General features: G+C 61.0%; 28 protein-coding genes and 1 pseudogene. 13 read left to right on the top strand and 16 right to left on the bottom strand.

What is annotated here, in order from left to right; all coding sequences use genetic code 11:
• Positions 1 to 58: 58 nt before the first annotated feature.
• The 6 genes from AOA60_RS20565 to dadA all read right to left on the bottom strand — a co-directional run bounded on the left by AOA60_RS20565 (position 59) and on the right by dadA (position 6,157).
• A complete protein-coding gene (locus AOA60_RS20565; RefSeq protein ID WP_099586001.1) occupies positions 59 to 1,981 on the bottom strand; it encodes an acetyl-CoA hydrolase/transferase C-terminal domain-containing protein in 1,923 nt (640 codons plus the stop codon).
• 136 nt (positions 1,982 to 2,117) lie between these two features.
• Entirely contained in the window at positions 2,118 to 2,531 is a 414-nt protein-coding gene (locus AOA60_RS20570) for a cytochrome c5 family protein (protein WP_099586002.1), read from the bottom strand.
• Positions 2,532 to 2,712: 181 nt separating this feature from the next.
• Positions 2,713 to 3,261 (bottom strand): cupin domain-containing protein, encoded by a 549-nt coding sequence (locus AOA60_RS20575; protein ID WP_005792468.1) that lies wholly within the window; start codon positions 3,259 to 3,261, stop codon positions 2,713 to 2,715.
• Positions 3,262 to 3,377: 116 nt separating this feature from the next.
• Entirely contained in the window at positions 3,378 to 4,451 is a 1,074-nt protein-coding gene (gene alr, locus AOA60_RS20580; protein WP_099586003.1) for an alanine racemase, read from the bottom strand.
• 79 nt (positions 4,452 to 4,530) lie between these two features.
• Positions 4,531 to 4,884, bottom strand: coding sequence for a RidA family protein (locus tag AOA60_RS20585; protein WP_099586004.1), 354 nt, complete (start codon positions 4,882 to 4,884; stop codon positions 4,531 to 4,533).
• Positions 4,856 to 6,157, bottom strand: coding sequence for a D-amino acid dehydrogenase (gene dadA / locus AOA60_RS20590; RefSeq protein WP_099586005.1), 1,302 nt, complete (start codon positions 6,155 to 6,157; stop codon positions 4,856 to 4,858). The genes AOA60_RS20585 and dadA overlap by 29 nt, the downstream gene beginning before the upstream one ends.
• A gap of 155 nt (positions 6,158 to 6,312) precedes the next feature.
• Here dadA and AOA60_RS20595 point away from each other — a divergent pair, with 155 nt between their 5' ends.
• On the top strand, positions 6,313 to 6,801 hold the full coding sequence (locus AOA60_RS20595) for an Lrp/AsnC ligand binding domain-containing protein (RefSeq protein ID WP_003176896.1): 489 nt from the start codon (positions 6,313 to 6,315) through the stop codon (positions 6,799 to 6,801).
• Between the two features lie 26 nt (positions 6,802 to 6,827).
• Here AOA60_RS20595 and AOA60_RS20600 read toward each other — a convergent pair whose 3' ends face one another.
• Positions 6,828 to 7,181, bottom strand: coding sequence for a YkgJ family cysteine cluster protein (locus AOA60_RS20600; protein ID WP_099586006.1), 354 nt, complete (start codon positions 7,179 to 7,181; stop codon positions 6,828 to 6,830).
• A gap of 115 nt (positions 7,182 to 7,296) precedes the next feature.
• Between AOA60_RS20600 and AOA60_RS20605 the strand changes: the two genes are divergently transcribed.
• Positions 7,297 to 8,589: an FAD-binding oxidoreductase gene (locus AOA60_RS20605; protein WP_099586007.1), complete on the top strand. Its 1,293-nt coding sequence runs from the start codon at positions 7,297 to 7,299 to the stop codon at positions 8,587 to 8,589.
• On the opposite strand, the gene AOA60_RS20610 is transcribed toward AOA60_RS20605, so the two are convergent.
• Entirely contained in the window at positions 8,590 to 8,814 is a 225-nt protein-coding gene (locus AOA60_RS20610; protein WP_099586008.1) for a DUF1127 domain-containing protein, read from the bottom strand. It lies immediately after the preceding gene.
• 166 nt (positions 8,815 to 8,980) lie between these two features.
• Here AOA60_RS20610 and AOA60_RS20615 point away from each other — a divergent pair, with 166 nt between their 5' ends.
• Together AOA60_RS20615 and AOA60_RS20620 are read left to right on the top strand one after the other, a co-directional pair.
• Positions 8,981 to 10,405, top strand: a complete 1,425-nt coding sequence (locus tag AOA60_RS20615; RefSeq protein WP_099586009.1) for a PLP-dependent aminotransferase family protein — start codon at positions 8,981 to 8,983, stop codon at positions 10,403 to 10,405.
• Positions 10,406 to 10,467: 62 nt separating this feature from the next.
• Positions 10,468 to 12,033, top strand: a complete 1,566-nt coding sequence (locus AOA60_RS20620) for a phospholipase D family protein (protein WP_099586010.1) — start codon at positions 10,468 to 10,470, stop codon at positions 12,031 to 12,033.
• 60 nt (positions 12,034 to 12,093) lie between these two features.
• Here AOA60_RS20620 and AOA60_RS20625 read toward each other — a convergent pair whose 3' ends face one another.
• Together AOA60_RS20625 and AOA60_RS20630 are read right to left on the bottom strand one after the other, a co-directional pair.
• The gene (locus AOA60_RS20625) at positions 12,094 to 13,236 is read right to left on the bottom strand and encodes an MFS transporter (RefSeq protein WP_099586011.1); all 1,143 of its coding nucleotides are present in this window, start codon (positions 13,234 to 13,236) and stop codon (positions 12,094 to 12,096) included.
• A gap of 149 nt (positions 13,237 to 13,385) precedes the next feature.
• Positions 13,386 to 14,879 (bottom strand): aldehyde dehydrogenase, encoded by a 1,494-nt coding sequence (locus AOA60_RS20630; protein WP_099586012.1) that lies wholly within the window; start codon positions 14,877 to 14,879, stop codon positions 13,386 to 13,388.
• Positions 14,880 to 15,109: 230 nt separating this feature from the next.
• On the opposite strand from AOA60_RS20630, the gene AOA60_RS20635 reads away from it, so the two are divergent.
• The gene (locus AOA60_RS20635; protein ID WP_099586013.1) at positions 15,110 to 15,472 is read left to right on the top strand and encodes a cupin domain-containing protein; all 363 of its coding nucleotides are present in this window, start codon (positions 15,110 to 15,112) and stop codon (positions 15,470 to 15,472) included.
• Between the two features lie 72 nt (positions 15,473 to 15,544).
• Here the strand turns inward: AOA60_RS20635 and rpmG are convergent, their stop codons facing one another.
• Together rpmG and rpmB are read right to left on the bottom strand one after the other, a co-directional pair.
• Positions 15,545 to 15,700: a 50S ribosomal protein L33 gene (gene rpmG / locus AOA60_RS20640; RefSeq protein WP_003176906.1), complete on the bottom strand. Its 156-nt coding sequence runs from the start codon at positions 15,698 to 15,700 to the stop codon at positions 15,545 to 15,547.
• An 11-nt stretch (positions 15,701 to 15,711) separates the two neighbouring features.
• Entirely contained in the window at positions 15,712 to 15,945 is a 234-nt protein-coding gene (rpmB, locus tag AOA60_RS20645; RefSeq protein ID WP_003176907.1) for a 50S ribosomal protein L28, read from the bottom strand.
• A gap of 458 nt (positions 15,946 to 16,403) precedes the next feature.
• On the opposite strand from rpmB, the gene AOA60_RS20650 reads away from it, so the two are divergent.
• Positions 16,404 to 17,996 (top strand): ABC transporter substrate-binding protein, encoded by a 1,593-nt coding sequence (locus AOA60_RS20650; RefSeq protein ID WP_099586014.1) that lies wholly within the window; start codon positions 16,404 to 16,406, stop codon positions 17,994 to 17,996.
• 29 nt (positions 17,997 to 18,025) lie between these two features.
• Here AOA60_RS20650 and radC read toward each other — a convergent pair whose 3' ends face one another.
• The gene (radC, locus tag AOA60_RS20655) at positions 18,026 to 18,700 is read right to left on the bottom strand and encodes a DNA repair protein RadC (protein WP_099586015.1); all 675 of its coding nucleotides are present in this window, start codon (positions 18,698 to 18,700) and stop codon (positions 18,026 to 18,028) included.
• Positions 18,701 to 18,843: 143 nt separating this feature from the next.
• On the opposite strand from radC, the gene coaBC reads away from it, so the two are divergent.
• The 5 genes and pseudogenes from coaBC (at position 18,844) to argB (ending at position 23,100) form a co-directional block, all read left to right on the top strand.
• Positions 18,844 to 20,052, top strand: a complete 1,209-nt coding sequence (gene coaBC, locus AOA60_RS20660) for a bifunctional phosphopantothenoylcysteine decarboxylase/phosphopantothenate--cysteine ligase CoaBC (protein ID WP_099586016.1) — start codon at positions 18,844 to 18,846, stop codon at positions 20,050 to 20,052.
• Positions 20,053 to 20,057: 5 nt separating this feature from the next.
• Positions 20,058 to 20,513, top strand: coding sequence for a dUTP diphosphatase (dut, locus tag AOA60_RS20665; protein WP_032884403.1), 456 nt, complete (start codon positions 20,058 to 20,060; stop codon positions 20,511 to 20,513).
• A gap of 67 nt (positions 20,514 to 20,580) precedes the next feature.
• Entirely contained in the window at positions 20,581 to 20,781 is a 201-nt protein-coding gene (locus tag AOA60_RS20670) for a hypothetical protein (RefSeq protein ID WP_099586017.1), read from the top strand.
• A pseudogene (locus AOA60_RS20675) lies at positions 20,754 to 22,175 on the top strand (phosphomannomutase/phosphoglucomutase); the annotation flags it as partial. The gene AOA60_RS20670 and the pseudogene AOA60_RS20675, both read left to right, overlap by 28 nt.
• Before the next feature lie 19 nt (positions 22,176 to 22,194).
• Positions 22,195 to 23,100, top strand: coding sequence for an acetylglutamate kinase (argB, locus tag AOA60_RS20680; protein WP_015886532.1), 906 nt, complete (start codon positions 22,195 to 22,197; stop codon positions 23,098 to 23,100).
• A 56-nt stretch (positions 23,101 to 23,156) separates the two neighbouring features.
• Here the strand turns inward: argB and pyrE are convergent, their stop codons facing one another.
• Positions 23,157 to 23,801 (bottom strand): orotate phosphoribosyltransferase, encoded by a 645-nt coding sequence (gene pyrE, locus AOA60_RS20685; RefSeq protein ID WP_099586019.1) that lies wholly within the window; start codon positions 23,799 to 23,801, stop codon positions 23,157 to 23,159.
• 82 nt (positions 23,802 to 23,883) lie between these two features.
• Here pyrE and AOA60_RS20690 point away from each other — a divergent pair, with 82 nt between their 5' ends.
• The gene (locus tag AOA60_RS20690) at positions 23,884 to 24,663 is read left to right on the top strand and encodes an exodeoxyribonuclease III (protein WP_003195493.1); all 780 of its coding nucleotides are present in this window, start codon (positions 23,884 to 23,886) and stop codon (positions 24,661 to 24,663) included.
• A 59-nt stretch (positions 24,664 to 24,722) separates the two neighbouring features.
• Here AOA60_RS20690 and AOA60_RS20695 read toward each other — a convergent pair whose 3' ends face one another.
• Together AOA60_RS20695 and rph are read right to left on the bottom strand one after the other, a co-directional pair.
• A complete protein-coding gene (locus AOA60_RS20695) occupies positions 24,723 to 25,091 on the bottom strand; it encodes a DUF4870 domain-containing protein (RefSeq protein ID WP_032884406.1) in 369 nt (122 codons plus the stop codon).
• Positions 25,092 to 25,113: 22 nt separating this feature from the next.
• Positions 25,114 to 25,836, bottom strand: a complete 723-nt coding sequence (gene rph, locus AOA60_RS20700) for a ribonuclease PH (RefSeq protein ID WP_016975928.1) — start codon at positions 25,834 to 25,836, stop codon at positions 25,114 to 25,116.
• 198 nt (positions 25,837 to 26,034) lie between these two features.
• Between rph and AOA60_RS20705 the strand changes: the two genes are divergently transcribed.
• On the top strand, positions 26,035 to 26,898 hold the full coding sequence (locus tag AOA60_RS20705; protein WP_099586020.1) for a YicC/YloC family endoribonuclease: 864 nt from the start codon (positions 26,035 to 26,037) through the stop codon (positions 26,896 to 26,898).
• Positions 26,899 to 26,906 lie beyond the last annotated feature (8 nt).

The following is a 26,906-nucleotide window of genomic DNA, read 5'->3' on the forward strand; positions in this document are numbered from 1 at the left end:
CTCGATTCAAAATGTGGGAGGGGGCTTGCCCCCTCCCATATTTGCCTTGTGTTGCTTGTTAGTGCGCGGTGGCTTGGAGGCCGGCCAGTAGCAGGCGCTGGTATAAGTCTTCTTTCAGCCCCTCCGGTTTATCCAACCGCATCCGCTTCAAATGCTCGGGAAACGCTTGCGGCTCCGGTGCATCCAGCGCCGCCTTACCCAACTCCAGAATTTCCGTCAGCTTGAATTTGCTCTTGAGCCAGTTCAATGCGCGCAACAGATCCCGCTCTTCATCCGTGAAATCGCTGCCCAGCGGGTACTCCGGAAACAAACGCCGATGCCGCGCCTGAATCCCCTTGAGCCGCTCCGGTGTGTTGTCGATAAATCGCGGATCGAGCTGGAAATCCTTGGGCAACTTGCCCGCCTTCTGTGCCTCTTCGATCAGGTCATCCTGGAACCTGGAGTCGGTGATATTGAGTAATGCCTCAATCACCTTGGCATCCGTCTGACCGCGCAGATCGGCGATTCCATACTCGGTGATGACGATATCCCGCAGGTGCCGAGGAATAGTGCAGTGCCCATAATCCCAGACGATATTGGAGCTGACCTCTCCGCCCGATTCGCGCCAGCTGCGCAAAATCAGGATCGACCGCGCACCTTCCAGCGCATGGCCTTGGGCCACAAAGTTGTACTGCCCGCCTACGCCGCTGAGCACGCGGCCGTCTTCCAACTGGTCCGCCACACCCGCGCCGAGCAACGTCACCATGATCGCGCTGTTGATAAACCGAGCATCCAGGCGCTGCAAACGCTTAAGTTCTTCCTGGCCGTACAGCTCGTTGATGTAGCTGATGCGGGTCATGTTGAATTCAAGGCGCTTGGCGTGGGTCATTTCCTGCAAGCGCTGGTAAAAACTGCGTGGCCCGAGGAAGAAACCACCGTGGATGGACACGCCGTCAGGCTGCGCCGCATCGTCCAGCAAGCCGGCATTGGCTTGTTCCTGGGTCGCGATATCCGGGTATACCTTGCGCCGCACAATTCCCGCATCCGCCAGTACCAACAGGCCGTTGACGAACATTTCGCTGCACCCGTAAAGGCCACGGGCGAAGGGGTCGACACCGCCTTCGTGGCTGATCAGCGGTGCCCATTGGTACACATCCAGGTCGGTCAGCAGCAGGCGGTACGCTTCATTATCGGCCTGGCGCGCCAGTAAGGCGGCGGTCAGCGCATCGCCCATGGAACCGATACCAATCTGCAAGGTGCCGCCATCGCGCACCAGCGTGCTGGCATGCAGGCCGATGAAATGGTCCTGGAACCCCACCGGCATGTTCGGTGTGGAGAACAGCGTGGTGCTGTCCTTTGCATCGATCAGGTAGTCGAACGCATCCATGCCCAACTCGGAATCGCCCGGCATGTAGGGCAAATCGGTGTGAACCTGGCCGACGATCAGGATGGTTTCCCCCGCGTCACGGCGCTTGGCGATCATCGGTAACAGGTCGAGGGTGATATCCGGGTTGCAGCTCAGGCTCAGGCGGTCTGGGTGCTCGGCGCTGCTCGCGACCAACTGCGCCACCAGGTTCAGGCCTGCGGCATTGATATCGCGGGCGGCGTGGCTGTAGTTGCTGCTGACGTAATCCTGTTGGGCCGACGTACTGTGCAGCAGACTGCCGGGCTGCATGAAGAACTGCTGCACGTGGATGTTCTTCGGCAGGCTGTCTGAATGCAGGGCAGCGAGAAACTCCAACTCGGGGTAATCCCCAAACACCCGCTCGATAAAGGGTTCGAGAAAGCGCTTCTGCAAGCCATCGCCCATCGTTGGCCGGCCCAGGCTCAGCGCGGTGTAAATCGTCAGCGCCCGCTCCGGCAGCTTGGCGACACGCCGGTACAGCGCATTGACGAACAGATTGGGCTTGCCCAGGCCCAGCGGCATGCCCATGTGGATATGCGCCGGCAAACGCGCCAGTACGTCGTCAACTGCTTGCTCGATTGAACACAACTGCACCATCCGACCCTCCTGAACATTCCATGATTAGGGGTTGGACCGAGCTTGCCGGGTCTTTGCTGCAATCACCAGCCCGAAACCTAAATCACAGGCACAAAAAAGCCGCTCGTAAGCGGCTTTTTTGGCGAAGATCGGCTAATTACAGGCCGGACATCTTCTTGATCGCCCCTTTAAGCTCTTCATCCGAGCAATCCGCACATGTGCCTTTAGGCGGCATGGCGTTGATGCCGGTGATGGCCTTGGCCAGGATGCCATCAAGGCCGCCCTGGTGGTCGGCGCGTTCTTTCCAGGCGGCGGTGTCGCCGATTTTCGGCGCGTTCAGCAGGCCGGTGCCATGGCACGCGTTGCAGTGTTTGGCGATGATGTCATCCGGGGTTTTCGCACCACCACCACCGCCTGCGGCCACGGCGACTTCCATGCCTTTGCATTCCTGGCCCTGGACGCAGACCTGGCCCACGGGCTCCAGGCGCTTGGCAATGTCATCATTGGTCGCAGCTTGTGCGCTCACAGCCCATAGGGCCAGTACGGTTGCTGGTGCAGCCAGCATTTTCATAATTAGGTTCACGCGTTCACCCTCAATGGTGGCTATTCACGCCTGCGGCCACGGTTTCGCAGGCGGCGAAAGTATAACGGTTAGCCCGCCGGGCTGAAACAACCCTATTAAATAAAGGGAGATTCAACCTTGCGGAATACAGCCAGGGTGTCTCTGCAACGCTGGCAGGACGCCTCTACTCTTAAAAGTTCGCGGGTGTGGCTGCGCTGATTAGTCGCGCCGGTACGTCGAACGGATTGCGAAAACGATGAGGCTTGGTACTTTCAAAGTAGTAGCTATCGCCGGCTTCGAGCACAAAAGTTTCAAGACCGACCACCAACTCCAGGCGACCTTCCAACAGAATCCCGGTTTCTTCGCCTTCGTGGGTGAGCATTTCTTCACCGGTGTCGGCGCCAGGCGGGTAGATCTCGTTGAGAAACGCGATGGCCCGACTCGGGTGCGCCCGACCTACCAGTTTCATGGTGACGGCGCCGTCAGAGATGTCGATCAGCTCATTGGCTTTATAGACGATCTGGGTCGGTATTTCCTGGAGGATCTCTTCGGAAAAGAACTCGACCATCGACATGGGAATGCCGCCCAGCACCTTGCGCAAGGAGCTGATCGAGGGGCTGACACTGTTTTTTTCGATCATCGAAATGGTGCTGTTGGTGACACCCGCACGCTTGGCGAGCTCGCGCTGGGAAAGACCCTTCAGTTTACGGATGGATTGCAGTCGTTCGCCGACGTCCAATGCAGGAGCCTCCTAGGATTCAGGCTTTGTTGTAATTGAGCGTTATCATGGCGACAGCGTTCAGTATTTACAACACTTGGGCCTAAATCCCAGGGCGCGGTGTTCGTGCCTGACGCTCAAGCCTCGCAATAGAGCCTTGGCACTCGACGCAGGTTGCAGAAGATCTGGTAGGGAATGGTCTCGGCGGCAACTGCGACGTCACTGGCAAGGATGTGCTTGCCCCACAACTCCACCGTGGAACCCAGACCGGCCTGGGGCACGTCCGTCAGGTCGACACATAGCATGTCCATGGACACACGCCCCAGCAATTGGCTGCGCTGCCCGGCCACCAGCACCGGCGTGCCGGTGGGCGCGTGGCGCGGGTAGCCGTCGGCATACCCCATGGCAACCACGCCGATGCGCATCGGTTTGGGCGTGATGAACCGGGCGCCGTAGCCCACAGGCTCGCCGGCCGGCAGTTCGCGTACGCAGATCACTTTCGATTCCAGGGTCATCACCGGCTGCAGACGTGCGGCAATGGCGTGGTCTTCGCCAAATGGCGTCGCGCCGTAAAGCATGATGCCGGGGCGCACCCAGTCGCTGGACATGCTCGGCCAGCCCAGCACCGACGGTGAATTGCGCAGGCTGACCTCAGCCGCCAAGCCTTGGCGCGCCGCCTCAAACACGGCGACTTGCTCATTGCTGCTGACGCAATCGAGTTCGTCGGCGCGAGCGAAGTGGCTCATCAAGACAATTTTCGCGACTTTGCCGCTGGCCAGCAGGCGCTGGTAGGCCTCGTGATAATCCTTGGGGTGCAGGCCGACGCGATGCATGCCCGAGTCCAGCTTGAGCCAGATCGTCAGGGGTTTGCCCAGCCTGGCCTGTTCGATCGCCTCCAGCTGCCAAAGCGAATGCACCACGCACCACAGATCATGCTCGATGATCAGCGGCAGTTCGTCGGCTTCAAAAAAACCTTCCAGCAGCAGCACCGGCGCACGAATCCCGGCAGCGCGCAGCTCCAGGGCTTCCTCGATACACGCGACGGCAAACCCATCAGCCTCGGCTTCCAGCGCCTGGGCCACCCGCACGGCACCATGGCCATAGGCGTCGGCCTTGACCACGGCAAGGGCCTTGGCCCCCGTGACTTCACGGGCCAATTGGTAGTTGTGGCGCAGGGCTTGGAGGTCGATCAGGGCACGGGCTGGACGCATGGCGGCAGGCTTCTAGGCGGCAAAGTGAAGAAAAACCGGCACCGACCAACTGCTTCGGCACCGGGAGAGGGATCTTGGTTTAAGGCAGCGCGGCCACGACGGACAGCTCTACCAGGATTTCTGGCTCACACAGTTTGGCTTCAACCGTGGCGCGGGCCGGAGCGACGCCCTTTGGAAGCCACGTGTCCCACACCGCGTTCATGCCGGCGAAATCGGCGTCGATGTCTTTCAGGTAGATCGTCACGGACAAAAGCCTGGTCTTGTCGGTGCCGGCCAGGTCCAGCAAGCGCTCGATATTGGCCAGGGTTTCACGGGTCTGCTGTTCAATTGCGGCGTTCATGTCGTCACCGACTTGCCCGGCCAGGTACACGGTACCGCTGTGGACGACGATCTGGCTCATGCGCTCATTGGTGAGCTGGCGCTGGATTGACATGTTGTGCGGACTCCTGGTGGTTGCCGTAACGGGAAATATCGAGGCCCGCGGCACTGATTTGCGGGGTTTTCCTGGCCATCAGATCAGCCAGCAAGCGGCCGGAGCCGCAGGCCATCGTCCAACCGAGGGTGCCATGGCCAGTGTTCAGGAACAGATTCTTGAAGGGAGTGGCACCGACAATCGGTGTGCCGTCGGGTGTGGTCGGGCGCAGGCCGGTCCAGAACTCGGCAGCAGCCAGATCGCCGCCCTGAGGATAAAGGTCGTTGACGATCATCTCCAGGGTTTCGCGCCGACGCGGGTTGAGCGACAGGTCAAAACCGGCTATTTCAGCCATGCCACCGACACGGATGCGGTTGTCGAAACGGGTGATCGCGACCTTGTAGGTCTCGTCAAGGATGGTCGAAGTCGGCGCCATCGCCGGGTTGGTGATCGGCACGGTCAGCGAGTAACCCTTGAGCGGGTACACCGGCGCCTTGATCCCCAGCGGCTTGAGCAGCTTCGGCGAGTAGCTGCCGAGGGCGAGCACGTAGCGGTCGGCGGTTTCCAGCTTGCCGTCGATCCACACGCCGTTGATACGATCACCGGCATGGTCGAGGCGCTGGATATCCTGTTCGAAGCGGAACTCCACGCCCAACTGCTTGCACATGTCGACCAGGCGAGTGGTGAACATCTGGCAATCGCCGGTCTGGTCGTTAGGTAGACGCAGGGCACCGGCGAGAATATCGGTGACGCTGGCCAGGGCCGGTTCAACGCGGGCAATGCCGGCGCGGTCGAGCAGTTCGAAGGGCACGCCGGATTCTTTCAATACGGCGATGTCTTTGGCGGCGCCATCCAACTGGGCCTGGGTGCGGAACAGCTGGGTAGTCCCCAGGCTGCGGCCTTCGTAGGCAATGCCGGTCTCGGCGCGCAATTCGTCGAGGCAGTCGCGGCTGTACTCGGACAGGCGCACCATGCGCTCCTTGTTCACTGCATACCGGCTGGCGGTGCAGTTGCGCAGCATCTGCGCCATCCACAGGTATTGATCGATATCGGCCGTGGCCTTGATCGCCAGCGGCGCGTGGCGTTGCAGCAGCCACTTGATTGCCTTGAGCGGCACGCCCGGTGCGGCCCATGGCGAGGCATAGCCCGGCGACACCTGGCCAGCGTTGGCGAAGCTGGTTTCCATGGCAGCGGCTGGCTGGCGGTCGACCACGACCACCTCGAAACCGGCCCGAGCCAAATAGTAGGCACTGGTCACACCAATGACGCCGCTACCCAAGACCAGAACGCGCATTTTTATATCCTCATCGCGGCTTGGCCGCCGACGTGTGTTGTTCGAGCAATGATGAGCGCAGTATAAAAAGCAATCACCAGTGCATTTCACTATATAAATGCCTATATTTGGCGACAATTCTCGGCAGAAACCCTTTTCACAGAGGCGTATCCCCTATGCGTACCAACACCCAGACCAAGCGGGAGCTGGACAAGATCGACCGCAATATCCTGCGCATCCTGCAAACCGACGGGCGTATCTCGTTCACAGAGCTGGGTGAAAAGGTCGGGCTGTCGACCACGCCGTGCACCGAACGGGTCCGCCGGCTGGAGCGCGAAGGGATCATCATGGGCTACAACGCGCGGCTCAATCCCCAGCATTTGAAGGGCAGTCTGCTGGTATTTGTCGAGATCAGCCTCGATTACAAATCCGGCGACACCTTTGAGGAATTCCGCCGGGCCGTGCTGAAACTGCCCCATGTGCTGGAGTGTCATTTGGTGTCCGGCGACTTTGACTACCTGGTAAAAGCGCGGATTTCCGAGATGGCGTCGTACCGCAAATTGCTGGGCGACATTCTGCTCAAGCTGCCCCACGTGCGCGAATCCAAGAGCTACATCGTGATGGAAGAGGTGAAAGAGAGCCTGAACCTGCCGATCCCCGACTGACTGACACAGTTGATCGAGTAAAGCCGCTACACCAGCACCTGCCGGGTACTCGCCATGTACTCGTGGATCTGCTTCTCCACCCTCGGGTGAATCAGCTCCACCGGCCCCCGCCCATTGGGACATGGCAAGGTTTTGGTCGTGCCAAACAAGCGGCAGATCAACGGCCGCTCGTCATACACCGTGCAACCGTTGGGCCCCAGGTGCACACAGTTCAGCTCGTCCATTGCCGCGTCCTGTTCGGCAGCAGTCTTACGCGGCAGTCGCGACATTTCCTCGGGCGATGTAGTCACTGGCCCACAGCAGTCGTGGCAACCGGGGACGCACTCGAACGAAGGAATCTGGCGGCGCAATGCGCTGACTTTCTGACTGTTGCAACTCATCGAAGCAGGTACCAAACGGCGAATAGGCGTGGATTCTGACGCAAAACGCACCGCACAGACAGCTTCGTCCGACCGCTGTATCCTGCGTCAAATTTTCCAAACAGGGATGCTCCCCATGACCGCCAGCGCCCGGCACACCGCTTCCTACTACGCCGCCAGCAGCCTGCCGCAGCCCGATTACCCGGTGTTGACCGGCGAAGTGACTGCCGACGTGTGCGTGATCGGCGGGGGGTTTTCCGGGCTTAACACGGCACTGGAACTGGCCGAGCGTGGTTTGCGCGTGGTGTTGCTGGAGGCGCGCAAGATCGCCTGGGGCGCCAGCGGGCGTAATGGCGGGCAACTGATTCGCGGCGTCGGCCACGGCCTGGACCAGTTCACCAATGTGATCGGCAGCGATGGCGTGCGCGAGATTAAGCTGATGGGCCTGGAAGCCGTCGAGATCGTGCGTGAGCGCGTCGAGCGCTACCAGATCCCCTGCGACCTGACCTGGGGCTACTGCGACCTCGCCAACAAGCCTCGCGACCTGCACGGGCTCGCCGAAGACGCCGAAGAACTGCGCAGCCTCGGCTATCGCCATGAAGTGCGCCTGCTGCAAGCTACCGAGATGAGCAGCGTCATCGGTTCCGACCGCTATGTGGGCGGCATGATCGACATGGGGTCAGGCCACCTGCACCCGCTGAACCTGGCGCTCGGCGAAGCGGCCGCCGCGCAGCAGTTGGGCGCGCAGTTGTTTGAGCAGTCCGAAGTGACACGCATCGACTACGGCCCCGAGGTCAAGGTGCACACCGCCCACGGCCACGTGCGTGCCAGGACCCTGGTACTGGCCTGCAACGCCTACCTCAACGGCCTCAACCCGCACCTGAGCGGCAAAGTGCTGCCCGCCGGCAGCTACATCATCGCCACCGAACCCTTGAGCGAAGCGCAGGCCGCCAACCTGTTGCCGCAGAACATGGCGGTGTGCGATCAACGGGTGACGGTGGACTATTTCCGCTTGTCCGCCGACCGTCGCCTGTTGTTCGGCGGCGCCTGCCACTACTCCGGCCGTGATCCCCAGGACATCGGCGCCTACATGCGGCCGAAAATGCTGAAGGTGTTCCCGCAGTTGGCCGACGCAAAAATCGACTACCAGTGGGGCGGCATGATCGGCATCGGCGCCAACCGCTTGCCGCAGATCGGTCGGTTGGCGGATCAACCCAACGTGTATTACGCCCAGGCTTATGCGGGCCATGGCCTCAACGCCACACACCTGGCGGGCAAGCTGCTGGCCGAAGCCATCAGCGGCCAGCAGCAGGGGCGTTTCGATCTGTTCGCAAAGGTGCCGCACATCACCTTCCCCGGCGGCCAGCACCTGCGCTCGCCGCTGCTGGCGCTGGGGATGCTCTGGCACCGCCTCAAAGAGCTGGTGTGATCAACCGCGCCAGAAAGGCTTCAAGCCTTCCTGGCGCGCCTGCTCGGCAGTCAGTCCGATATCCTGCAATTGCTCGCAGGTCAGGGTCAGCAAAGCCTTGCGCGTGTGGCGACGGTGCCAGAACAGGCTCCAGCGGTTACCCGTGAGCGCAGACAGTGCCCGCTCCTGCCCTGCTTCCAGTTCCTGACTGTGTAGCGCCAGCCGCACATCGCTCATGCCGTTCATGTTGTTGCCCCTCAGTGGCGTGTTGCCTTGAGTGACAAGCATGGGCGAACGGCAAAAACCATTACAGATTCAACCTACCTTTATTAAATCCATACAGACACTGCCTATGGGCCAGTGAATCCTGTATTTTCTCTCTATCTGTACTGGTCCACTGGGAGCGACCGTCATGACCCTTTATGTCAATCTCGCCGAATTGCTGGGCACCCGCATCGAACAGGGCTTCTATCGCCCCGGTGATCGATTGCCGTCCGTGCGGGCCTTGAGCGTCGAACATGGGGTCAGCCTCAGCACCGTGCAACAGGCTTATCGCCTGCTGGAAGACAACGGCCTGGCGATGCCCAAGCCCAAGTCCGGCTACTTCGTTCCCGTTGGCCGCGAGCTGCCGGCCCTGCCGGAAATAGGCCGCCCCGCCCAACGCCCGGTAGAAATCTCCCAGTGGGACCAAGTGCTGGAACTGATTCGCGCTGTGCCGCGAAAAGACGTCATACAGATGGGCCGGGGCATGCCGGATGTATTGTCACCCACCCTCAAACCCCTGCTGCGAAGCCTTGCCCGCGTCAGCCGGCGCCAGGATCTGCCGGGGCTGTATTACGACAACATCCTCGGCTGTATGGAACTGCGTGAGCAAATCGCCCGGCTGTCGTTGGATTCCGGCTGCCAGTTGACCGCCGAAGACATCGTGATCACCACCGGCTGCCATGAGGCGCTGTCCGCCAGCATCCACGCCATCTGTGACCCCGGCGATATCGTCGCGGTGGACTCGCCGAGCTTCCACGGCGCCATGCAGACCCTCAAGGGACTGGGCATGAAAGCCCTGGAAATCCCCACTGACCCCATCACCGGCATCAGCCTCGAAGCCTTGGAGTTGGCCCTGGAGCAGTGGCCGATCAAAGTCATTCAGTTGACCCCCAACTGCAACAACCCGTTGGGCTACATCATGCCGGAGGCACGCAAACGCGCTTTGTTGACCCTGGCACAGCGTTTTGACGTGGCGATCATCGAAGACGATGTGTATGGCGAATTGGCCTACAGTTACCCACGCCCGCGCACCATCAAATCCTTCGACGAAGATGGCCGCGTGCTGCTCTGCAGTTCCTTCTCGAAAACCCTGGCGCCGGGCCTGCGCATTGGCTGGGTGGCACCGGGGCGCTACTTGGAACGGGTGCTGCACATGAAATACATCAGCACCGGCTCCACCGCGACCCAACCGCAGATCGCAATTGCCGAATTTCTCAAGGGTGGGCATTTCGAGCCGCATTTGCGGCGCATGCGCACCCAATACCAGCGCAATCGCGACTTGATGCTCGATTGGGTCAGCCGCTATTTCCCGGCGGGCACGCGCGCCAGCCGCCCCCAGGGCAGCTTCATGCTGTGGATAGAACTGCCGGAGGGCTTCGATACTCTGAAACTCAACCGGGTGCTCATAGAACAAGGTGTCCAGGTCGCCGTGGGAAGCATCTTTTCTGCATCGGGCAAGTATCGGAACTGCCTGCGTATGAACTACGGTGCCAAGCCAACCCCGCAGATTGAAGAAGCGGTGCGCAAGGTCGGTGTCGCGGCGATAAAGATGTTGGCCGAGTCGGCGGACTGACCTTTCACGAGAAATCGCCGTCATATGCCGACAACCGCCCTGAACTGGAAGTGCCTCCCTTGATGATTCGACGGCTTTTACCGTTTTGCCTGTTGGGAGCCCTGACCCTGGGTGGCTGCGCCACAGTGAGCACACCGCGTATCCCCAGCGACGCACTGCCGGCAGCACAGTCGTCGTTCGGCCGCTCGATCCAGGCCCAGGCCGCGCCTTACCAGGGCCGCTCCGGTTTCCGCCTGTTGCCCAACAGCAGCGAAGCCTTCATGGCCCGCGCCGAGCTGATCCGGAACGCCCAGACCAGCCTCGATCTGCAGTACTACATCGTCCACGACGGCATCAGCACGCGCATGCTGGTGGATGAACTGCTCAAGGCCGCCGACCGTGGCGTGCGTGTGCGCATCCTGCTGGACGACACCACCAGCGACGGCCTCGACCAGATCATCGCCACCCTCGCCGCCCACCCCAAGATCGAGATTCGCCTGTTCAATCCCCTGCACTTGGGGCGCAGCACCGGTGTGACGCGGGCCATGGGCCGTCTGTTCGACCTGTCGCTGCAACACCGGCGCATGCACAACAAGCTGTGGCTGGCGGACAACAGTGTGGCCATCGTCGGCGGGCGAAACCTGGGGGATGAATATTTCGACGCCGAGCCAAACCTGAATTTCACCGATATCGACATGCTCAGCGTAGGGCCGGTGGCCGAGCAGCTCGGGCACAGTTTCGATCAGTACTGGAACAGCGCCCTGAGCAAACCGATTGACGATTTTGTCTCAAACAGCCCCTCCAAAGGCGACCTGGCTGCCGCGCGCGTGCGCCTGGAGGCGTCGTTGGCCGAGTCACGCCAGCAGAATCACGCGCTGTACAACCGCCTGCGCACCTACCAGACCCAACCGCGCATGGACATCTGGCGCCGCGAGCTGATCTGGGCCTGGAACCAGGCGTTGTGGGACGCACCGAGCAAGGTGCTGGCCAAGGCCGACCCGGACCCACGCCTGCTGCTGACCACCCAACTCGCGCCGGAGCTGGAAGGCGTCAACCATGAGCTGATAATGATCTCGGCGTACTTCGTACCGGGGCAGCCTGGGCTGGTGTACCTGACGGGGCGCGCCGACGCGGGTGTATCGGTGAGCCTGTTGACCAACTCCCTTGAAGCCACCGATGTGCCGGCCGTGCACGGCGGCTATGCGCCTTATCGCAAGGCGCTGCTGGAGCACGGGGTCAAACTCTATGAACTGCGCCGCCAACCCGGCGACGGCGGTGGCAGCAGCCCGCACCTGTTTCGCCGGGGCTCCTTCCGAGGTTCGGATTCCAGCCTGCACAGCAAGGCCATGATCTTTGATCGGACGAAGTCGTTTATCGGCTCGTTCAATTTCGACCCCCGCTCTGTGTTGTGGAATACCGAAGTCGGCGTCTTGGTGGACAGCCCCGAACTGGCGGAACACGTGCGCAACCTGGCGTTGCAAGGCATGGCACCCGCCTTGAGTTACGAGGCGAAACTGCAGGACGGCAACGTGGTGTGGGTCACCGAAGATGACGGGCAACTGCACACGCTGACCCGCGAGCCTGGCAGTTGGTGGCGGCGGTTCAATGCGTGGTTCGCCACCCGCGTCGGCCTGGAACGCATGCTCTGACACAACGCAAATCCTCTGCGGGAGGCCGCAAGCCCCTCCCACAGAGGATCGCATTTCAAATCAGGCTGGCTGTGCGGCACCGAATGCGCCCTGGCGCAGCAATAGCACGACCAACCCCAACGCCCCCGCCGCCATCAACAGCGGCAGGGCATGCCCGTTGATCCACTGGCTGCCCGCGCCGGCCACCAGTGGCCCGATCAGGCAACCGATGCCCCACAGCTGGGCGATGTGGGCATTGGCGCGCACCAGCGCATCGTCGCGATAACGCTCGCCGATCAGGATCAGCGACAGGGTAAACAACCCACCGGCACTGGCGCCGAACAACACCCATATCGGCCAGATCAACAGCGTGTGCAACGTCAACGGAATCGCCAGGCTGGACACCAGCAACAACACAGCACAACTCAGGAACAACGTGCGCCGTGGCAGGTAGTCGGCCAGCGCACCGATGGGCAATTGCAGCAGCGCATCGCCGACCACCACCGTGCTGACCATCGCCAAGGCAATCTCGGCGGTAAAGCCTTGTTGCAGGCAATACACCGGCAGCAGCGTCAAGATCATCGCTTCGAACGCGGCGAACAGCGCCACCGCCCAGGCAATCGCCGGCAGGCTGCGGCAAAAGCGCCACAGCTCGACGAAAGTCACGCTGAACGAATCGGCGGTGGGTGCGCCGGAGCGTCCCAGCAATGCCAGCGGGGCAATCACCAACAAAGCCACGCCGACCCAGATGCCATAGTCATGGTCGGTGCCGATCACGCCCAGCAGCAGTGGCCCGGACAGCTGGCTCAAGGCATAACTGCAGCCATACAGCGCCACCAATCGGCCACGCCACTGCTCCACCACTAACTGGTTGATCCAGCTTTCACCGAGGATAAACACGATGGTCAGGATCACCCCGATCACCAGGCGCAGCACCAGCCATATCGGGTAGCTGGGCAGGATCGCCAGTAAACCGATGGACACCGCACCGCACCACATACACAGACGCATCAGATTGGCAGTGCCGAGCCATGCGGCCAGCCGGCTGGAGACCTTGGCGCCAAGCAATACGCCGAACGCCGGCATGGCCGCCATCACGCCAATGGCGAAGCTGCCGTAGCCCCAGCCTTCCAGACGCAGGGACACCAGCGGCATGCTGACACCCAGCGCCAAGCCGACGCTAAGTACCGAGGCCAGGACGGCGAAATAGGTCGCCCAACGCATTGCCACGCTCCTGTGGATAATTCTTGAGAACACACAAAACAGTGTGGGAGGGGCTTGCCCCCGATGGCGGCGGGTCATTGAGCACGTTAAGTGCCTGACACACTGCTATCGGAGGCAAGCCTCCTCCCACCTTCGACCTGCGGTGTTGCTTAGAGCTTGATCCAGGTCGATTTCAGTTCGGTGTATTTGTCGAACGCATGCAGCGACTTGTCGCGACCGTTACCCGATTGCTTGAAGCCACCAAACGGCGCAGTCATGTCGCCGCCGTCGTATTGATTGACCCACACGCTGCCGGCGCGCAGGGCCTTGGCGGTCAGGTGCGCTTTGGAGATGTCAGCGGTCCACACGGCGGCAGCCAGGCCATACACCGTGTCGTTGGCAATCTTGATCGCCTCTTCGGCGCTGTCGAAGGTGATCACCGAAAGTACCGGGCCGAAGATCTCTTCCTGGGCGATCTTCATGGCGTTGGTCACGCCGTCGAAAATCGTTGGCTCGACGTAGGTACCGCCGGTTTCTTCCAGGATGCGCTTGCCGCCGGCCACCAGTTTGGCGCCATCGGCGTGACCTGCTTCGATGTACGACAGCACGGTGTTCATCTGCTGGGTGTCCACCAACGCGCCGACGGTGGTTGCAGGGTCCAGCGGGTTGCCGGGCTTCCAGGCCTTGAGCGCCTCGATGACCAGCGGCAGGAATGTATCCTTGATGGAGCGCTCCACCAGCAGGCGCGAGCCGGCGGTACAGACTTCACCCTGGTTGAAGGCAATGGCGCTGGCTGCAGATTTTGCGGCGGCTTGCAGGTCCGGGGCGTCGGCGAACACGATGTTCGGGCTTTTGCCGCCGGCTTCCAGCCATACGCGCTTCATGTTCGACTCGCCGGAGCGGATCAACAGCTGCTTGGCGATCTTGGTCGAGCCGGTGAATACCAGCGTGTCGACGTCCATGTGCAGCGCCAGCGCATTGCCGACGGTGTGGCCGTAGCCCGGCAGCACGTTGAACACGCCTTTCGGAATACCGGCTTCAACCGCCAGGGCCGCGATACGGATGGCGGTCAGCGGGGATTTTTCGGACGGCTTGAGGATCACCGAGTTACCAGTGGACAACGCCGGGCCGAGTTTCCAGCAGGCCATCATCAGCGGGAAGTTCCACGGCACGATGGCGCCAACCACACCCACCGGCTCGCGGGTTACCAGGCCCAGTTGATCGTGCGGCGTGGCAGCGACTTCGTCGTAAATCTTGTCGATGGCCTCGCCGCTCCAGCTCAGGGCATTTGCCGCGCCGGGTACGTCGATGTTCAGGGAGTCGCTGATCGGCTTGCCCATGTCCAGGGTTTCCAGCAGCGCCAGCTCTTCGGCATTGGCCTTGAGCAGCGCCGCGAAACGGATCATGGTGGCTTTGCGTTTGGCCGGAGCCAGGCGCGACCAAGCGCCGGAATTGAAGGTGGCGCGGGCATTTTCGACGGCGCGCTGGGCGTCGGCGGCGTCACAGCTGGCAACAGTGGCCAGCAGACGGCCGTCGACCGGGCTGATGCATTCGAAGGTGTCACCGGAAACAGCGGCGGTGTATTCGCCATTGATGTAGGCGCGGCCTTCGATCTTCAGATCCTTGGCGCGTTGTTCCCAGTCGGCACGGGTCAGGGTGGTCATGCGAGTGTCCTCCTCTTGTTGAATACAAGGGCCAGGCGATGTCCCCCGGCAGCCTCAAAGAATGCTTGCCCGCCAGCCAACTGTTCGGCTCAAAGGCAGCTGCCACCCTAAACCAGCGGCTGGGGATGTTTCAATATATTTGACATAACGCCGGTAAACGCCCTTGCGATGTTCATTTTAATAAACATAGACTTTGGGCTCTCCAACCCCAGGCCAGACGGGACACGCACATGAGCATCCAGGACATCGTCGACTTCAGCCAAGCCAACACCGCCCCCGACCGCTATCGCCCTGCCGCCGAGAAAATCCTCAAGGGCGATCCCGAGCAGACGGTCTACAACCACTACAACAGCCCATGTGGCCAGATGAGTGCGGGGGTCTGGGAAGGTGAGGTCGGGCAGTGGAAGGTCAGCTACACCGAGCATGAGTACTGCGAGATCGTGCAGGGTGTGTCCGTGCTGCGCGACACCGAGGGCAACGCCAAGACCTTGCGCGCCGGCGACCGCTTCGTGATTCCCGCCGGCTTCAGTGGCACCTGGGAAGTACTGGAACCCTGCCGCAAGATCTACGTGGTGTTTGAACAGAAGGCTTGATCAACCAAATTCCACGCAAAAAAAAGCCCGACTCGTGAGAGACGGGCTTTTTTTCACAAGGAAGAAAATCAATTACTTGATTTTGCCTTCTTTGTAGATCACGTGCTTGCGAACGCGCGGGTCGAACATTTTCTTTTCGAGCTTGTCCGGGGTAGTACGCTTGTTCTTGTCGGTAGTGTAGAAGTGACCAGTACCGGCGCTAGAGATCATTCGAATCAATTCACGCATGATAGAGCTCCTTAGATCTTGCCAGCGGCACGGATTTCGGCCAGCACGACAGTGATGCCACGCTTGTCGATGATACGCATGCCTTTAGCAGATACACGCAGGCGAACAAAACGTTTCTCTTCTTCAACCCAGAAGCGGTGATGCTGCAGGTTCGGCAGGAAACGACGACGGGTTTTGTTATTTGCGTGGGAAATGTTATTCCCAGTCACCGGACCCTTACCGGTAACTTGACAGACTCTCGACATGCCTCAGCCCTCTAAAACCACATGCCCAACCCGGCATGGGTTGGCCGCTTAATCTCTCAGTCATTTGGCGCCAGGCGCCGCGTTTCTTTAAGGGTCTTACCGGCTACACCTACAGTGAAGGAACCGGGCCCCTAGAAAAGAGCGCTGCTTTATACCAGAAAGACCCTGACGCAACAACAGCGAGTGTGTTTTTACCGGAGTAAATCTCGGCCGTTGACGCCAGAACCTTTGCCAGGAGGGGCCGCTACAACAGCCGACCGCTCGTCGCACAGAATGATTTTCAGCGCCCGCGTGCACCGTGAAGTGCGCGACGAAACTATCTGAGGCGCCATCAAAACAGCATTTGAGCCAAAAGCACAGGCAAAAATGGGCTAGTCATTTATCAATCAGAGCACTACGGTAGGACTTTTCCAGACTGCACTCGCAGATGGGCCTTCGATCTGCAAAGGAAACCGAATATGCGCCTCGCTGCCCTACCGCTGTTGCTTGCCCCTCTTTTTATCGCTCCGCTGGCCTCTGCCGCCACCAACCTGAGCGTGTGCACCGAGGCCAGCCCCGAAGGGTTTGATGTGGTGCAGTACAACTCGCTGACCACCACCAACGCCTCCGCGGACGTATTGATGAACCGCTTGGTGGACTTCGATGCCGCCAGCGGCAAGCTGGTGCCAAGCCTGGCCGACAGCTGGGACGTGTCGCCGGACGGCCTGACCTACACCTTCAAGCTGCACCCGAATGTGAAGTTCCACCGTACCGAGTACTTCACCCCCAGCCGCAGCCTGACCGCCGAAGACGTGCGCTTCAGCTTCGAGCGCATGCTCGACCCGGCCAACCCGTGGCACAAGATCGCCCAGAGCGGCTTCCCTCACGCCCAGTCGCTGCAACTGCCGACACTGGTCAAGAAGATCGATGCGCTCGACCCACTGACCGTGCGCTTCACCCTGGACCATGCCGACTCCACCTTTCTCGCCGCCCTGAGCATGGGCTTCGCCTCGATTTACCCGGCCGAGTACGCCGACAAACTGCTCAAGGCCGGTACGCCCGAGAAGCTCAACAGCCAACCGATTGGCACCGGGCCGTTCATTTTCAGTCGTTTCCAGAAAGACGCCGTGGTTCGCTACAAAGCCAACCCGGACTACTTTGGCGGCAAACCGGCTGTGGATAACTTGATCTTCGCGATCACACCGGACGCCAACGTGCGCTTGCAGAAGCTGCACCGCGATGAATGCCAGATCGCCCTGTCGCCCAAGCCGCTGGATGTGGGCGAGGCCGAGAAAGACCCGGCCCTCAAAGTAGAAAAAACCGCCGCATTCATGACCGCATTCGTGGCGATCAACAGCCAGCACCCTCCCCTGGACAAGCCCGAAGTGCGTCAGGCGATCAACCTGGCCTTCGACAAGGCCAGCTACCTCAAAGCGGTATTTGAAGGCACCGCCGAAGCCGCCAACGGCCCTTATCCGCCCAATACATGGAGCTACGCCAAGGACTTGCCGGGTTATCCACAGGACCTCGACAAGGCCAGGGCCCTGCTCAATCGCGCCGGGCTCAAGGATGGCTTCAAGACCACCATTTGGACACGCCCCACCGGCAGCCTGCTGAACCCCAACCCGAACCTCGGCGCGCAACTGCTGCAAGCCGACCTGGCCAAAGTCGGCATCCAGGCCGAGATCCGCGTGATCGAATGGGGCGAGCTGATTCGCCGCGCCAAAGCCGGCGAGCATGACCTGCTGTTCATGGGCTGGGCCGGTGACAACGGTGATCCGGATAACTTCCTGACCCCGCAGTTTTCCTGCGCAGCGGTGAAATCCGGGACCAACTTCGCGCGTTACTGCGACCCTGCGCTGGACAAGCTGATCAGTGCCGGCAAGACCACCTGCGAGCAAGGGGTGCGCAGCAAGCTGTATCAACAGGCCCAGGCGCAGATCCAGCAGCAGGCGTTGTGGCTGCCGCTGGCGCATCCGACCGCGTTTGCCCTGGCCCGCAAGAATGTCGAGGGATACCAGGTGAGCCCATTCGGGCGCCAGGACTTCTCGAAGGTCAGCGTCAAGCCCTGAACCATGGCCCCCACCGCAAAGGGTGGGGGCTACATCCATCCGTACTCCGCCATCGACAATGGATCACCATCCCCCACGATGATGTGATCCAGCACCCGCACGTCCACCATCTCCAGCGCTTTCTGCAGGACTTTGGTCAATTTTCGATCAGCAGCACTCGGCTCCACGTTTCCCGAAGGATGGTTGTGACACAAGATCAACGCCGCCGCGTTGTAGGCCAGTGCGCGTTTGACCACTTGCCGGGGATACACCACCGCGGCGTCGATGGTGCCCTCGGATAATGCCTCGAAGCCCAATACCCGATGTTTTGAATCGAGAAACAGGCAGCCAAAGATCTCGTGGGGCTCATGGCGCAACAGCGCCTTGAGGTAACCCCGCACGACCTCCGGGCTTTCCAGCACTGACTCACTGCGCAAGTGTTCGGCCATATGCCGCCGGGACATTTCCAGTACCGCCTGCAGTTGGGCAAACTTCGCCGGCCCCAAGCCCAGTTGCTGGTTGAACAGCGCCTGGTTGGCCTCCAGCAGCGGGCGTAAGCCACCAAATTGGGCGAGCAGATGGCGCGCCAAGTCCACCGCACTCCGACCGGCTACACCTGTGCGCAGAAAGATTGCCAACAACTCGGCATCTGACAAACTTGCCGCGCCCCATGCCAAAAGCTTCTCCCGCGGACGCTCTGCCGCCGGCCAGTCACGAATACTCATCCCACCTCCCTGTGCATGTGCGCCGCTGCTGCCTGACAGACGCTGTGTTATCGTAGGCCCTCTTTTTTGCGTGCGATTTCACCTGGGGAGGGGAGATCGCAGGCGTCACTGAACTGGCTTCACTGAACTGGAAAGGCAAACCAATGCAGCGTCTGTATCGGAAACGCATCGTTCTCGGCGTCGGCGGCGGCATTGCCGCCTACAAGAGCGCAGAGTTGGTTCGCAGGCTCCTGGACCAAGGCGCCGAAGTGCGCGTGGTCATGACTCGTGGCGGCAGTGAGTTCATCACTCCCCTGACCATGCAGGCCTTGTCCGGCCATCCGGTTCACCTGGACCTGCTGGACCCGGCGGCGGAAGCCGCCATGGGCCACATCGAACTGGCCAAATGGGCCGACCTGGTGCTGATCGCCCCAGCCACCGCGGACCTGATCGCCCGCCTCGCCCAAGGCATTGCCGACGACCTGCTGACCACGCTGGTACTGGCCACCGACGCCACCGTAGCCATCGCCCCGGCCATGAACCAGGCCATGTGGCGCGATCCGGCCACCCAGGCCAACACTCAACTCCTGCAAAGTCGTGGCCTCAAGGTGTTCGGCCCGGCGTCCGGCAGCCAGGCCTGCGGCGACGTGGGCATGGGCCGCATGCTCGAAGCCACCGATCTGGCCCAGTGCGCCGCCGAGTGCTTCCAGCATCTGGCCCTGACCGGCAAGCACGTGCTGATCACCGCTGGCCCGACCCAGGAGAACATCGACCCGGTGCGCTACATCACCAACCATAGCTCAGGAAAAATGGGCTTTGCGCTGGCAGAAGCGGCGGTCGAGGCAGGCGCACGTGTCACCTTGATCACCGGACCGGTGCATTTGCCGACCCCTGATCGCGTCACGCGAATCGACGTAGTCAGCGCCCGGGACATGCTCGCGGCCTGCGAAGCGGCCATTCCCTGCGACCTGTTTATCGCCTCGGCAGCGGTTGCGGACTACCGCCCGGAAGTCGTCGCCCCGCAAAAGCTCAAGAAAGACCCTACAAGCGGCGACGGCCTGCTCCTGCAAATGGTGCGCAACCCGGACATCCTGGCCACCATCGCCACCCGTCCAGACCGCCCGTTCAGCGTCGGCTTCGCGGCCGAGACCGAGCACTTGCTGGACTACGCCGCACGCAAATTGAAAGACAAAAACCTCGACCTGATCGTTGCCAACGATGTCGCCAACCCGAGCATCGGCTTCAACAGCGAGGAAAACGCCTGCAGCGTGATTGACCGCGACCTGCACGCCACCCTTTTCGCCCAGACCAGCAAGGGCAAGATTGCCCGCCAGTTGATCTCTTTTATCGCCCAACGGCTGAACCAGGTTTAATTTCCATGCATGCTTTGCAAGCCAAGATCCTCGACCCACGCATCGGCACCGAATTCCCACTGCCGGCCTACGCCACCCCTGGCTCCGCCGGCCTGGACCTGCGCGCCATGCTCAAGCAGGACACCCTGCTTGAGCCGGGCCAGACCGTCCTGATTCCGACCGGCCTGTCGATCTACGTGGGCGACCCTGGCCTGGCGGCGCTGATCCTGCCGCGCTCCGGCCTGGGTCACAAACACGGCATCGTGCTGGGCAATCTGGTCGGCCTGATCGACTCGGACTACCAGGGCGAGTTGATGGTGTCGTGCTGGAACCGTGGCCAGACTGCCTTCAACATCGTGGTCGGCGAGCGCATCGCCCAGCTGGTTCTTGTGCCGGTGGTGCAGGCGCACTTCGAACTGGTGCAGGAGTTCGACGAAACCCAACGCGGCGCAGGCGGCTTCGGGCATTCCGGCAGTCTCTGACTAAGCTGAACCTGGCCGGGTGCTTCTGCCCGACCAGACGCCACCGCATGGCTTTTCAGGATGAAGAATGCGCGGAATTTATCAGCGAGATTTCCATAGTGAAATCAATGCATTACGCAAAAAAGAGCCACGCCGCCAAACGCCGATGGCATTTTTGCACCACGAACTCTCTGCCGAAAACACCGTCATACCCTTCAGTTTGAGCCTGCCGGTCAGCCACATTAAGGCCAGCCTTGCCCCCTTCAGATGGAGTTTCCCCCCGCGATGAGTACCGCAGCCCGAGTAGCCCCGACATTCCCCGACAGCATTTTTCGCGCCTATGACATCCGTGGCGTGGTGCCCAAGACCCTGACCGCCGAAACGGCCTACTGGATTGGCCGCGCCATCGGCGCCCAGAGCCTCGCCCAGGATGAGCCCAACGTTTCGGTCGGCCGCGACGGTCGCTTGTCCGGCCCGGAACTGGTGGAACAACTGATCCAGGGCCTGGCCGACGCCGGCTGCCACGTCAGCGACGTCGGCTTGGTACCAACGCCGGCGCTGTACTACGCCGCCAATGTCCTGGCCGGCAAGTCCGGGGTGATGCTCACCGGCAGCCATAACCCGTCGGACTACAACGGCTTCAAGATCGTCATTGCTGGCGACACCCTGGCCAACGAACAGATCCAAGCCCTGCATACCCGCCTGAAGACCAACGACCTGACCAGCGGCAAAGGCAGCATCACCAAGGTCGACATCCTGCAGCGCTACTCCGATGAAATCACCCGCGACGTCAAGCTCGCCCGCCGCCTCAAAGTGGTGGTGGACTGCGGCAACGGCGCGGCCGGCGTGATCGCGCCGCAACTGCTCGAAGCGCTGAACTGCGAAGTGATTCCGTTGTTTTGCGAGGTCGACGGCAACTTCCCGAACCATCACCCGGATCCGGGCAAACCTGAGAACCTGGTGGACCTGATCGCCAAGGTCAAGGAAACCGGCGCCGACGTCGGCCTGGCCTTCGACGGTGACGGCGACCGCGTCGGTGTGGTGACTGAAACCGGCGAGATCGTCTTCCCCGACCGCTTGCTGATGCTGTTCGCCCGTGACGTAGTGGCGCGCAACCCCAACGCCGAAATCATTTTCGACGTGAAGTGCACCCGTCGCCTGACGCCGCTGATCAAGGAATACGGCGGCCGTCCGCTAATGTGGAAGACCGGTCACTCGTTGATCAAAAAGAAAATGAAGGAAACCGGCGCCCTGTTGGCCGGCGAAATGAGCGGTCACGTGTTCTTCAAGGAGCGCTGGTTCGGCTTTGATGACGGCATTTACAGCGCCGCTCGTCTGCTGGAGATCCTCAGCAAGGAAGAATCCACCGCCGAAGAACTGTTCCAGACCTTCCCGAATGATATTTCTACGCCAGAGATCAATATCCATGTGACCGAGGAGAGCAAATTCAGCATCATTGACGCACTGCACGATGCGCAATGGGGCGAAGGCGCCAACCTGACCACCATTGATGGTGTGCGAGTCGATTACGCCAAAGGCTGGGGCCTGGTTCGCGCGTCCAACACCACACCGGTGCTGGTCCTGCGTTTCGAGGCGGATACCGAAGCGGAGTTGCAGCGCATCAAGGACGTGTTCCACGCCCAGTTGAAACGTGTTGCCCCTGATCTCCAATTACCGTTCTGATTTTTTTCCGGAGCCCTGAATGACCCTCGAACGCGAAGCCGCTGCCAACACCGCCAAGGTCCTGTCCGAAGCGTTGCCTTACATTCGACGCTACGTCGGCAAGACGTTGGTGATCAAGTACGGCGGCAATGCCATGGAAAGCGACGAGCTGAAAACCGGCTTTGCCCGCGACATCGTGTTGATGAAAGCCGTCGGGATCAACCCCGTGGTAGTACACGGTGGCGGCCCGCAAATCGGCGACCTGCTCAAGCGTTTGTCGATCGAGAGTCACTTCATCGATGGCATGCGCGTCACTGACGCGCAGACCATGGACGTGGTGGAGATGGTCCTCGGCGGCCAGGTGAACAAAGACATCGTCAACCTGATCAACCGCCACGGCGGCAGCGCCATCGGCCTGACCGGCAAGGACGCTGAGTTGATCCGCGCGAAAAAACTGACCGTCACCCGTCAGACGCCGGAAATGACCCAGCCGGAAATCATCGACATCGGCCAAGTGGGCGAAGTGATCGGCATCAACACCGACCTGCTGAACCTGCTGGTCAAAGGCGACTTCATCCCGGTGATCGCACCCATCGGCGTGGGCGCCAATGGCGAGTCCTACAACATCAACGCCGACCTGGTAGCGGGCAAGGTTGCCGAAGCGCTGAAAGCTGAAAAGCTGATGCTGCTGACCAACATCGCCGGCCTGATGGACAAGGAAGGCAAGGTGCTGACCGGCTTGACCACCCAACAGGTGGACGAGTTGATCGCCGACGGCACCATCTACGGCGGCATGCTGCCGAAGATCCGTTGCGCGCTGGAAGCGGTGCAAGGCGGCGTCGGTAGCTCGCTGATCCTGGATGGCCGCGTGCCGAACGCGATCCTGCTGGAAATCTTCACCGACACCGGTGTGGGCACGCTGATCAGCAACCGCAAGCGTCCTTAAAAACGCAGAAAACAAATGTGGGAGGGGGCAAGCCCCCTCCCACATTACTTGCTGTATCAGACGCCGAATTGCTCGCGGTACGCACGCACCGCCGGCAGATGCTGCTTGAGCTGCGGATCATCTTCCAGGAACTGCAACACCTGGTTCAACGACACGATACTCACGACCGGAATGCCGAAATCGCGCTCCACTTCCTGGATCGCCGACAATTCACCGTTGCCGCGCTCCTGGCGGTTCAGTGCGATCAACACGCCAGCGGCCTTGGCGCCGTCCTGGGAAGCGATGATCTGCATCACTTCACGGATTGCAGTGCCCGCGGTGATCACATCGTCGATGATGAGCACGTCGCCGGTCAGCGGCGCGCCCACCAGGCTGCCGCCTTCGCCGTGAGCCTTGGCTTCCTTGCGGTTGAAGCACCAAGGCAGATCCCGCCCGTGATGCTCAGCCAAAGCCACTGCCGTTGTGGCCGCCAGGGGGATACCCTTGTAGGCCGGGCCAAACAGCACGTCGAAGGAAATACCGCTTTCAACGATGGCTGCCGCGTAGAAACGACCCAGCTGAGCCAGGGCCGAACCCGAGTTGAACAGGCCCGCATTGAAGAAGTACGGGCTGGTGCGCCCGGACTTGAGAGTGAACTCACCGAAGCGCAAAACGCCGCGATCGATGGCAAAACGAATGAAATCGCGTTGATACGCCTGCATGAAAAAAGCCTCAGATACCACGGATTTAGCTAATTAGGTAGACGGCGTGTATCATACACGCACGCGATTTTTGGGGCCATTTATGCGGATCATCAGTGTGAACGTTAATGGTATTCAGGCTGCAGTCGAGCGTGGTTTGCTCAGTTGGCTGCAAGCTCAGAATGCCGACGTCATCTGCCTGCAGGACACCCGCGCCTCCGCCTTTGAACTGGACGACCCAGCCTTCCAACTGGATGGCTACTTCCTTTATGCCTGCGATGCCGAAGTGCCCACCCAAGGTGGCGTGGCTTTGTACTCGCGGTTGCAACCCAAGGCGGTCATCAGCGGCCTCGGCTTCGAGACAGCCGACCGCTACGGGCGCTACCTGCAAGCCGATTTCGACAAGGTCAGCATCGCGACCTTGCTGCTTCCTTCGGGGCAGAACGGCGATGAAGACTTGAACCAGAAGTTCAAGCTAATGGACGATTTCGCCCGTTATCTGGATAAGCAGCGGCGTAAACGTCGCGAGTACATTTACTGTGGCTCGCTGTACGTGGCGCAACAGAAGCTGGATATCAAGAACTGGCGCGACAGCCAGCAATCCCCAGGCTTCCTGGCGCCGGAACGGGCCTGGATGGACGAGATTGTCGGCAATATGGGCTATGTGGATGCCCTGCGCGAAGTCAGCCGTGAAGGCGACCAGTACAGCTGGTGGCCGGATAACGAACAGGCCGAGATGCTTAATCTGGGCTGGCGTTTCGACTACCAGTTGCTGACCCCAGGTCTGCGCCGCTTTGTTCGCAGCGCACGCTTGCCACGCCAGCCGCGCTTCTCGCAACATGCGCCGCTGATCGTGGACTACGACTGGACACTGACCATCTAAGGTCTTTCTCCAGGCACAAAAAAACCGACATCGCTGTCGGTTTTTTTTGTGGGCGATCATTATTTGACCAGACGCCAGGTCCAGGGGTATCGGTAAGCCGTGCCGTTATTGGCTTTAACGCCACCAATGATGGTCAGCACCAGCGCTGCAACCACCAGCACCAACATCAGCACAAAGCCGATCACCACAAAACCCAGCACCATGCAGACCAGCCAGGCGATGGCCACGGTAATCTGGAAATTCAGGGCTTCCTTGCCCTGATCATCGATAAGCGGGTCCATATCCTTCTTGATCTGCCACACGATCAGCGGCCCCAACAGGCTGCCAAAGGGGAATACCAACCCCAGAAACGCCGCGAAGTGACACAACATCGCCCACTGGCGAACTTCCTTGGTCGGTGCCGGGACCGGCAATTGACTGTCACTCATGGCGCTTCTCCTTGAAGGCGGCTTAGTCAGCCAGTGCGGCGTTCTGCAGTTCGAAGATTTCGGTCATGCCTTTCTGGGCCAGGGCCAGCATTGCATTCAGTTCGGCCGGCTGGAATGGCGCGCCTTCGGCGGTGCCCTGCACTTCGATGAAACCACCGGTGCTGGTCATCACGACGTTCAGGTCAGTCTCGGCAGCCGAGTCTTCCAGGTAGTCCAGGTCCAGCACAGGCTCGCCCTGGTACATGCCAACCGATACGGCAGCGATCATCTGCTTGAGCGGGTCGCCGCCTTTCAGGCCGCCACGTTTCTTGATCACTTTCAGTGCGTCGACCAGGGCCACCATCGCGCCGGTGATGGACGCGGTACGGGTGCCGCCATCGGCCTGGATCACGTCGCAGTCGACGTACAGGGTCACGTCGCCCAGCTTGGACATGTCCAGGGCTGCACGCAGGGAACGACCGATCAGGCGCTGGATTTCCAGGGTGCGGCCGCCCTGCTTGCCACGGCTGGCTTCACGCTGGTTACGCTCGCCAGTGGCACGCGGCAGCATGCCGTACTCGGCGGTCAACCAACCCTGGCCCTGGCCCTTGAGGAAGCGCGGCACGCCATTTTCGACGCTGACGGTGCAAATCACCTTGGTATCGCCAAACTCGACCAGTACAGATCCCTCGGCGTGTTTGGTGTAGTTGCGGGTGATGCGGATCGAGCGGAGCTGATCGGCAGCGCGACCACTTGGACGTTTCATAGGGGATACCTGTACTGAGGACGAAAAACTGCCGGGCATTATAGAGCCGCGAACCGATTCGGGGCACTGCTAAAAAATCCGGTTACGAATGGACAGCCTATCGCCCATTGTTTGGGCGCGCTCGCCCCACTGCGCTACAATCCTGCGCCTTCTTAACCATCAGCCCGTGTTTTCGGGGCTGCATCGCGAGGTACCTCCATGGTGCACAGCATGACCGCCTTCGCCCGCGTCGAAAAAGCCGGCGCCCAAGGCACCTTGAGCTGGGAGCTGCGCTCGGTCAACAGCCGCTACCTGGAGCCGCACCTGCGCCTGCCGGAATCATTCCGCGACCTCGAAGGCGCCGTCCGTGAAGCCCTGCGCCAGGGCATCTCCCGCGGCAAGCTGGAATGCACCCTGCGCTATACCGAAGAGACCACCGGCAAACCACTGCAAGTGGATCGCGAGCGCGCTGCGCAACTGGTCGCCGCTGCCGAGACCATCGCCGGGCTGATCAAGCAACCCGCCGCATTGAACCCCCTGGAAGTGCTGGCCTGGCCAGGCGTGCTGGTGGCCGATGCCACCGACCCGCAAGCCCTCAACGCCGAAGCCCTCGCCCTGTTCACCCAGGGCTTGAAGGAACTCAAGGCCGGCCGCGAACGCGAAGGCAGCGAACTGGCCCGCCTCATCAACGAGCGCCTGACCTCGATAGAAGCCGACGTGATCACCTTGCGCGAGCTGGTGCCGCAGATGCTCGCCACCCAGCGCCAGAAGGTCCTCGACCGCTTCACCGACATGAAGGCCGACCTCGACCCGACGCGTTTGGAGCAGGAAATGGTCCTGCTGGCCCAGAAGAGCGACGTCGCCGAAGAGCTGGATCGCCTGAGCACCCACATCCTCGAAGTGCGCCGCGTACTCAAATCCGGCGGCGCCGCCGGTCGGCGCCTGGACTTCCTGATGCAGGAACTCAACCGCGAAGCCAATACACTCGGCTCCAAAGCTTTCGACCCGCGCAGCACTACGGCTGCGGTCAACCTCAAAGTGTTGATCGAGCAGATGCGCGAACAAGTACAGAATATTGAGTAAGGCAACCT

Source organism: Pseudomonas sp. 2822-17 (assembly GCF_002742485.1).
GTDB classification, from domain to species: Bacteria; Pseudomonadota; Gammaproteobacteria; order Pseudomonadales; family Pseudomonadaceae; genus Aquipseudomonas; species Aquipseudomonas cyclaminis.

What these genes read in the sequence shown, in the direction of transcription:
- AOA60_RS20695 (WP_032884406.1), bottom strand. Translation starts at nt 25,091, where the DNA reads ATGAGTGACAGTCAATTGCCGGTCCCGGCACCGACCAAGGAAGTTCGC.
- AOA60_RS20670 (WP_099586017.1), top strand. Translation starts at nt 20,581, where the DNA reads ATGCGCGGAATTTATCAGCGAGATTTCCATAGTGAAATCAATGCATTA.
- rpmB (WP_003176907.1), bottom strand. Translation starts at nt 15,945, where the DNA reads ATGTCGAGAGTCTGTCAAGTTACCGGTAAGGGTCCGGTGACTGGGAAT.
- AOA60_RS20585 (WP_099586004.1), bottom strand. Translation starts at nt 4,884, where the DNA reads ATGTCAATCCAGCGCCAGCTCACCAATGAGCGCATGAGCCAGATCGTC.
- AOA60_RS20605 (WP_099586007.1), top strand. Translation starts at nt 7,297, where the DNA reads ATGACCGCCAGCGCCCGGCACACCGCTTCCTACTACGCCGCCAGCAGC.
- argB (WP_015886532.1), top strand. Translation starts at nt 22,195, where the DNA reads ATGACCCTCGAACGCGAAGCCGCTGCCAACACCGCCAAGGTCCTGTCC.
- AOA60_RS20650 (WP_099586014.1), top strand. Translation starts at nt 16,404, where the DNA reads ATGCGCCTCGCTGCCCTACCGCTGTTGCTTGCCCCTCTTTTTATCGCT.
- AOA60_RS20625 (WP_099586011.1), bottom strand. Translation starts at nt 13,236, where the DNA reads ATGCGTTGGGCGACCTATTTCGCCGTCCTGGCCTCGGTACTTAGCGTC.
- dadA (WP_099586005.1), bottom strand. Translation starts at nt 6,157, where the DNA reads ATGCGCGTTCTGGTCTTGGGTAGCGGCGTCATTGGTGTGACCAGTGCC.
- dut (WP_032884403.1), top strand. Translation starts at nt 20,058, where the DNA reads ATGCATGCTTTGCAAGCCAAGATCCTCGACCCACGCATCGGCACCGAA.
- pyrE (WP_099586019.1), bottom strand. Translation starts at nt 23,801, where the DNA reads ATGCAGGCGTATCAACGCGATTTCATTCGTTTTGCCATCGATCGCGGC.
- AOA60_RS20630 (WP_099586012.1), bottom strand. Translation starts at nt 14,879, where the DNA reads ATGACCACCCTGACCCGTGCCGACTGGGAACAACGCGCCAAGGATCTG.
- AOA60_RS20610 (WP_099586008.1), bottom strand. Translation starts at nt 8,814, where the DNA reads ATGAACGGCATGAGCGATGTGCGGCTGGCGCTACACAGTCAGGAACTG.
- AOA60_RS20705 (WP_099586020.1), top strand. Translation starts at nt 26,035, where the DNA reads ATGGTGCACAGCATGACCGCCTTCGCCCGCGTCGAAAAAGCCGGCGCC.
- rph (WP_016975928.1), bottom strand. Translation starts at nt 25,836, where the DNA reads ATGAAACGTCCAAGTGGTCGCGCTGCCGATCAGCTCCGCTCGATCCGC.
- AOA60_RS20595 (WP_003176896.1), top strand. Translation starts at nt 6,313, where the DNA reads ATGCGTACCAACACCCAGACCAAGCGGGAGCTGGACAAGATCGACCGC.
- AOA60_RS20615 (WP_099586009.1), top strand. Translation starts at nt 8,981, where the DNA reads ATGACCCTTTATGTCAATCTCGCCGAATTGCTGGGCACCCGCATCGAA.
- rpmG (WP_003176906.1), bottom strand. Translation starts at nt 15,700, where the DNA reads ATGCGTGAATTGATTCGAATGATCTCTAGCGCCGGTACTGGTCACTTC.
- AOA60_RS20565 (WP_099586001.1), bottom strand. Translation starts at nt 1,981, where the DNA reads ATGGTGCAGTTGTGTTCAATCGAGCAAGCAGTTGACGACGTACTGGCG.
- coaBC (WP_099586016.1), top strand. Translation starts at nt 18,844, where the DNA reads ATGCAGCGTCTGTATCGGAAACGCATCGTTCTCGGCGTCGGCGGCGGC.
- alr (WP_099586003.1), bottom strand. Translation starts at nt 4,451, where the DNA reads ATGCGTCCAGCCCGTGCCCTGATCGACCTCCAAGCCCTGCGCCACAAC.
- AOA60_RS20600 (WP_099586006.1), bottom strand. Translation starts at nt 7,181, where the DNA reads ATGAGTTGCAACAGTCAGAAAGTCAGCGCATTGCGCCGCCAGATTCCT.
- AOA60_RS20635 (WP_099586013.1), top strand. Translation starts at nt 15,110, where the DNA reads ATGAGCATCCAGGACATCGTCGACTTCAGCCAAGCCAACACCGCCCCC.
- radC (WP_099586015.1), bottom strand. Translation starts at nt 18,700, where the DNA reads ATGAGTATTCGTGACTGGCCGGCGGCAGAGCGTCCGCGGGAGAAGCTT.
- AOA60_RS20620 (WP_099586010.1), top strand. Translation starts at nt 10,468, where the DNA reads ATGATTCGACGGCTTTTACCGTTTTGCCTGTTGGGAGCCCTGACCCTG.
- AOA60_RS20690 (WP_003195493.1), top strand. Translation starts at nt 23,884, where the DNA reads ATGCGGATCATCAGTGTGAACGTTAATGGTATTCAGGCTGCAGTCGAG.
- AOA60_RS20570 (WP_099586002.1), bottom strand. Translation starts at nt 2,531, where the DNA reads ATGAAAATGCTGGCTGCACCAGCAACCGTACTGGCCCTATGGGCTGTG.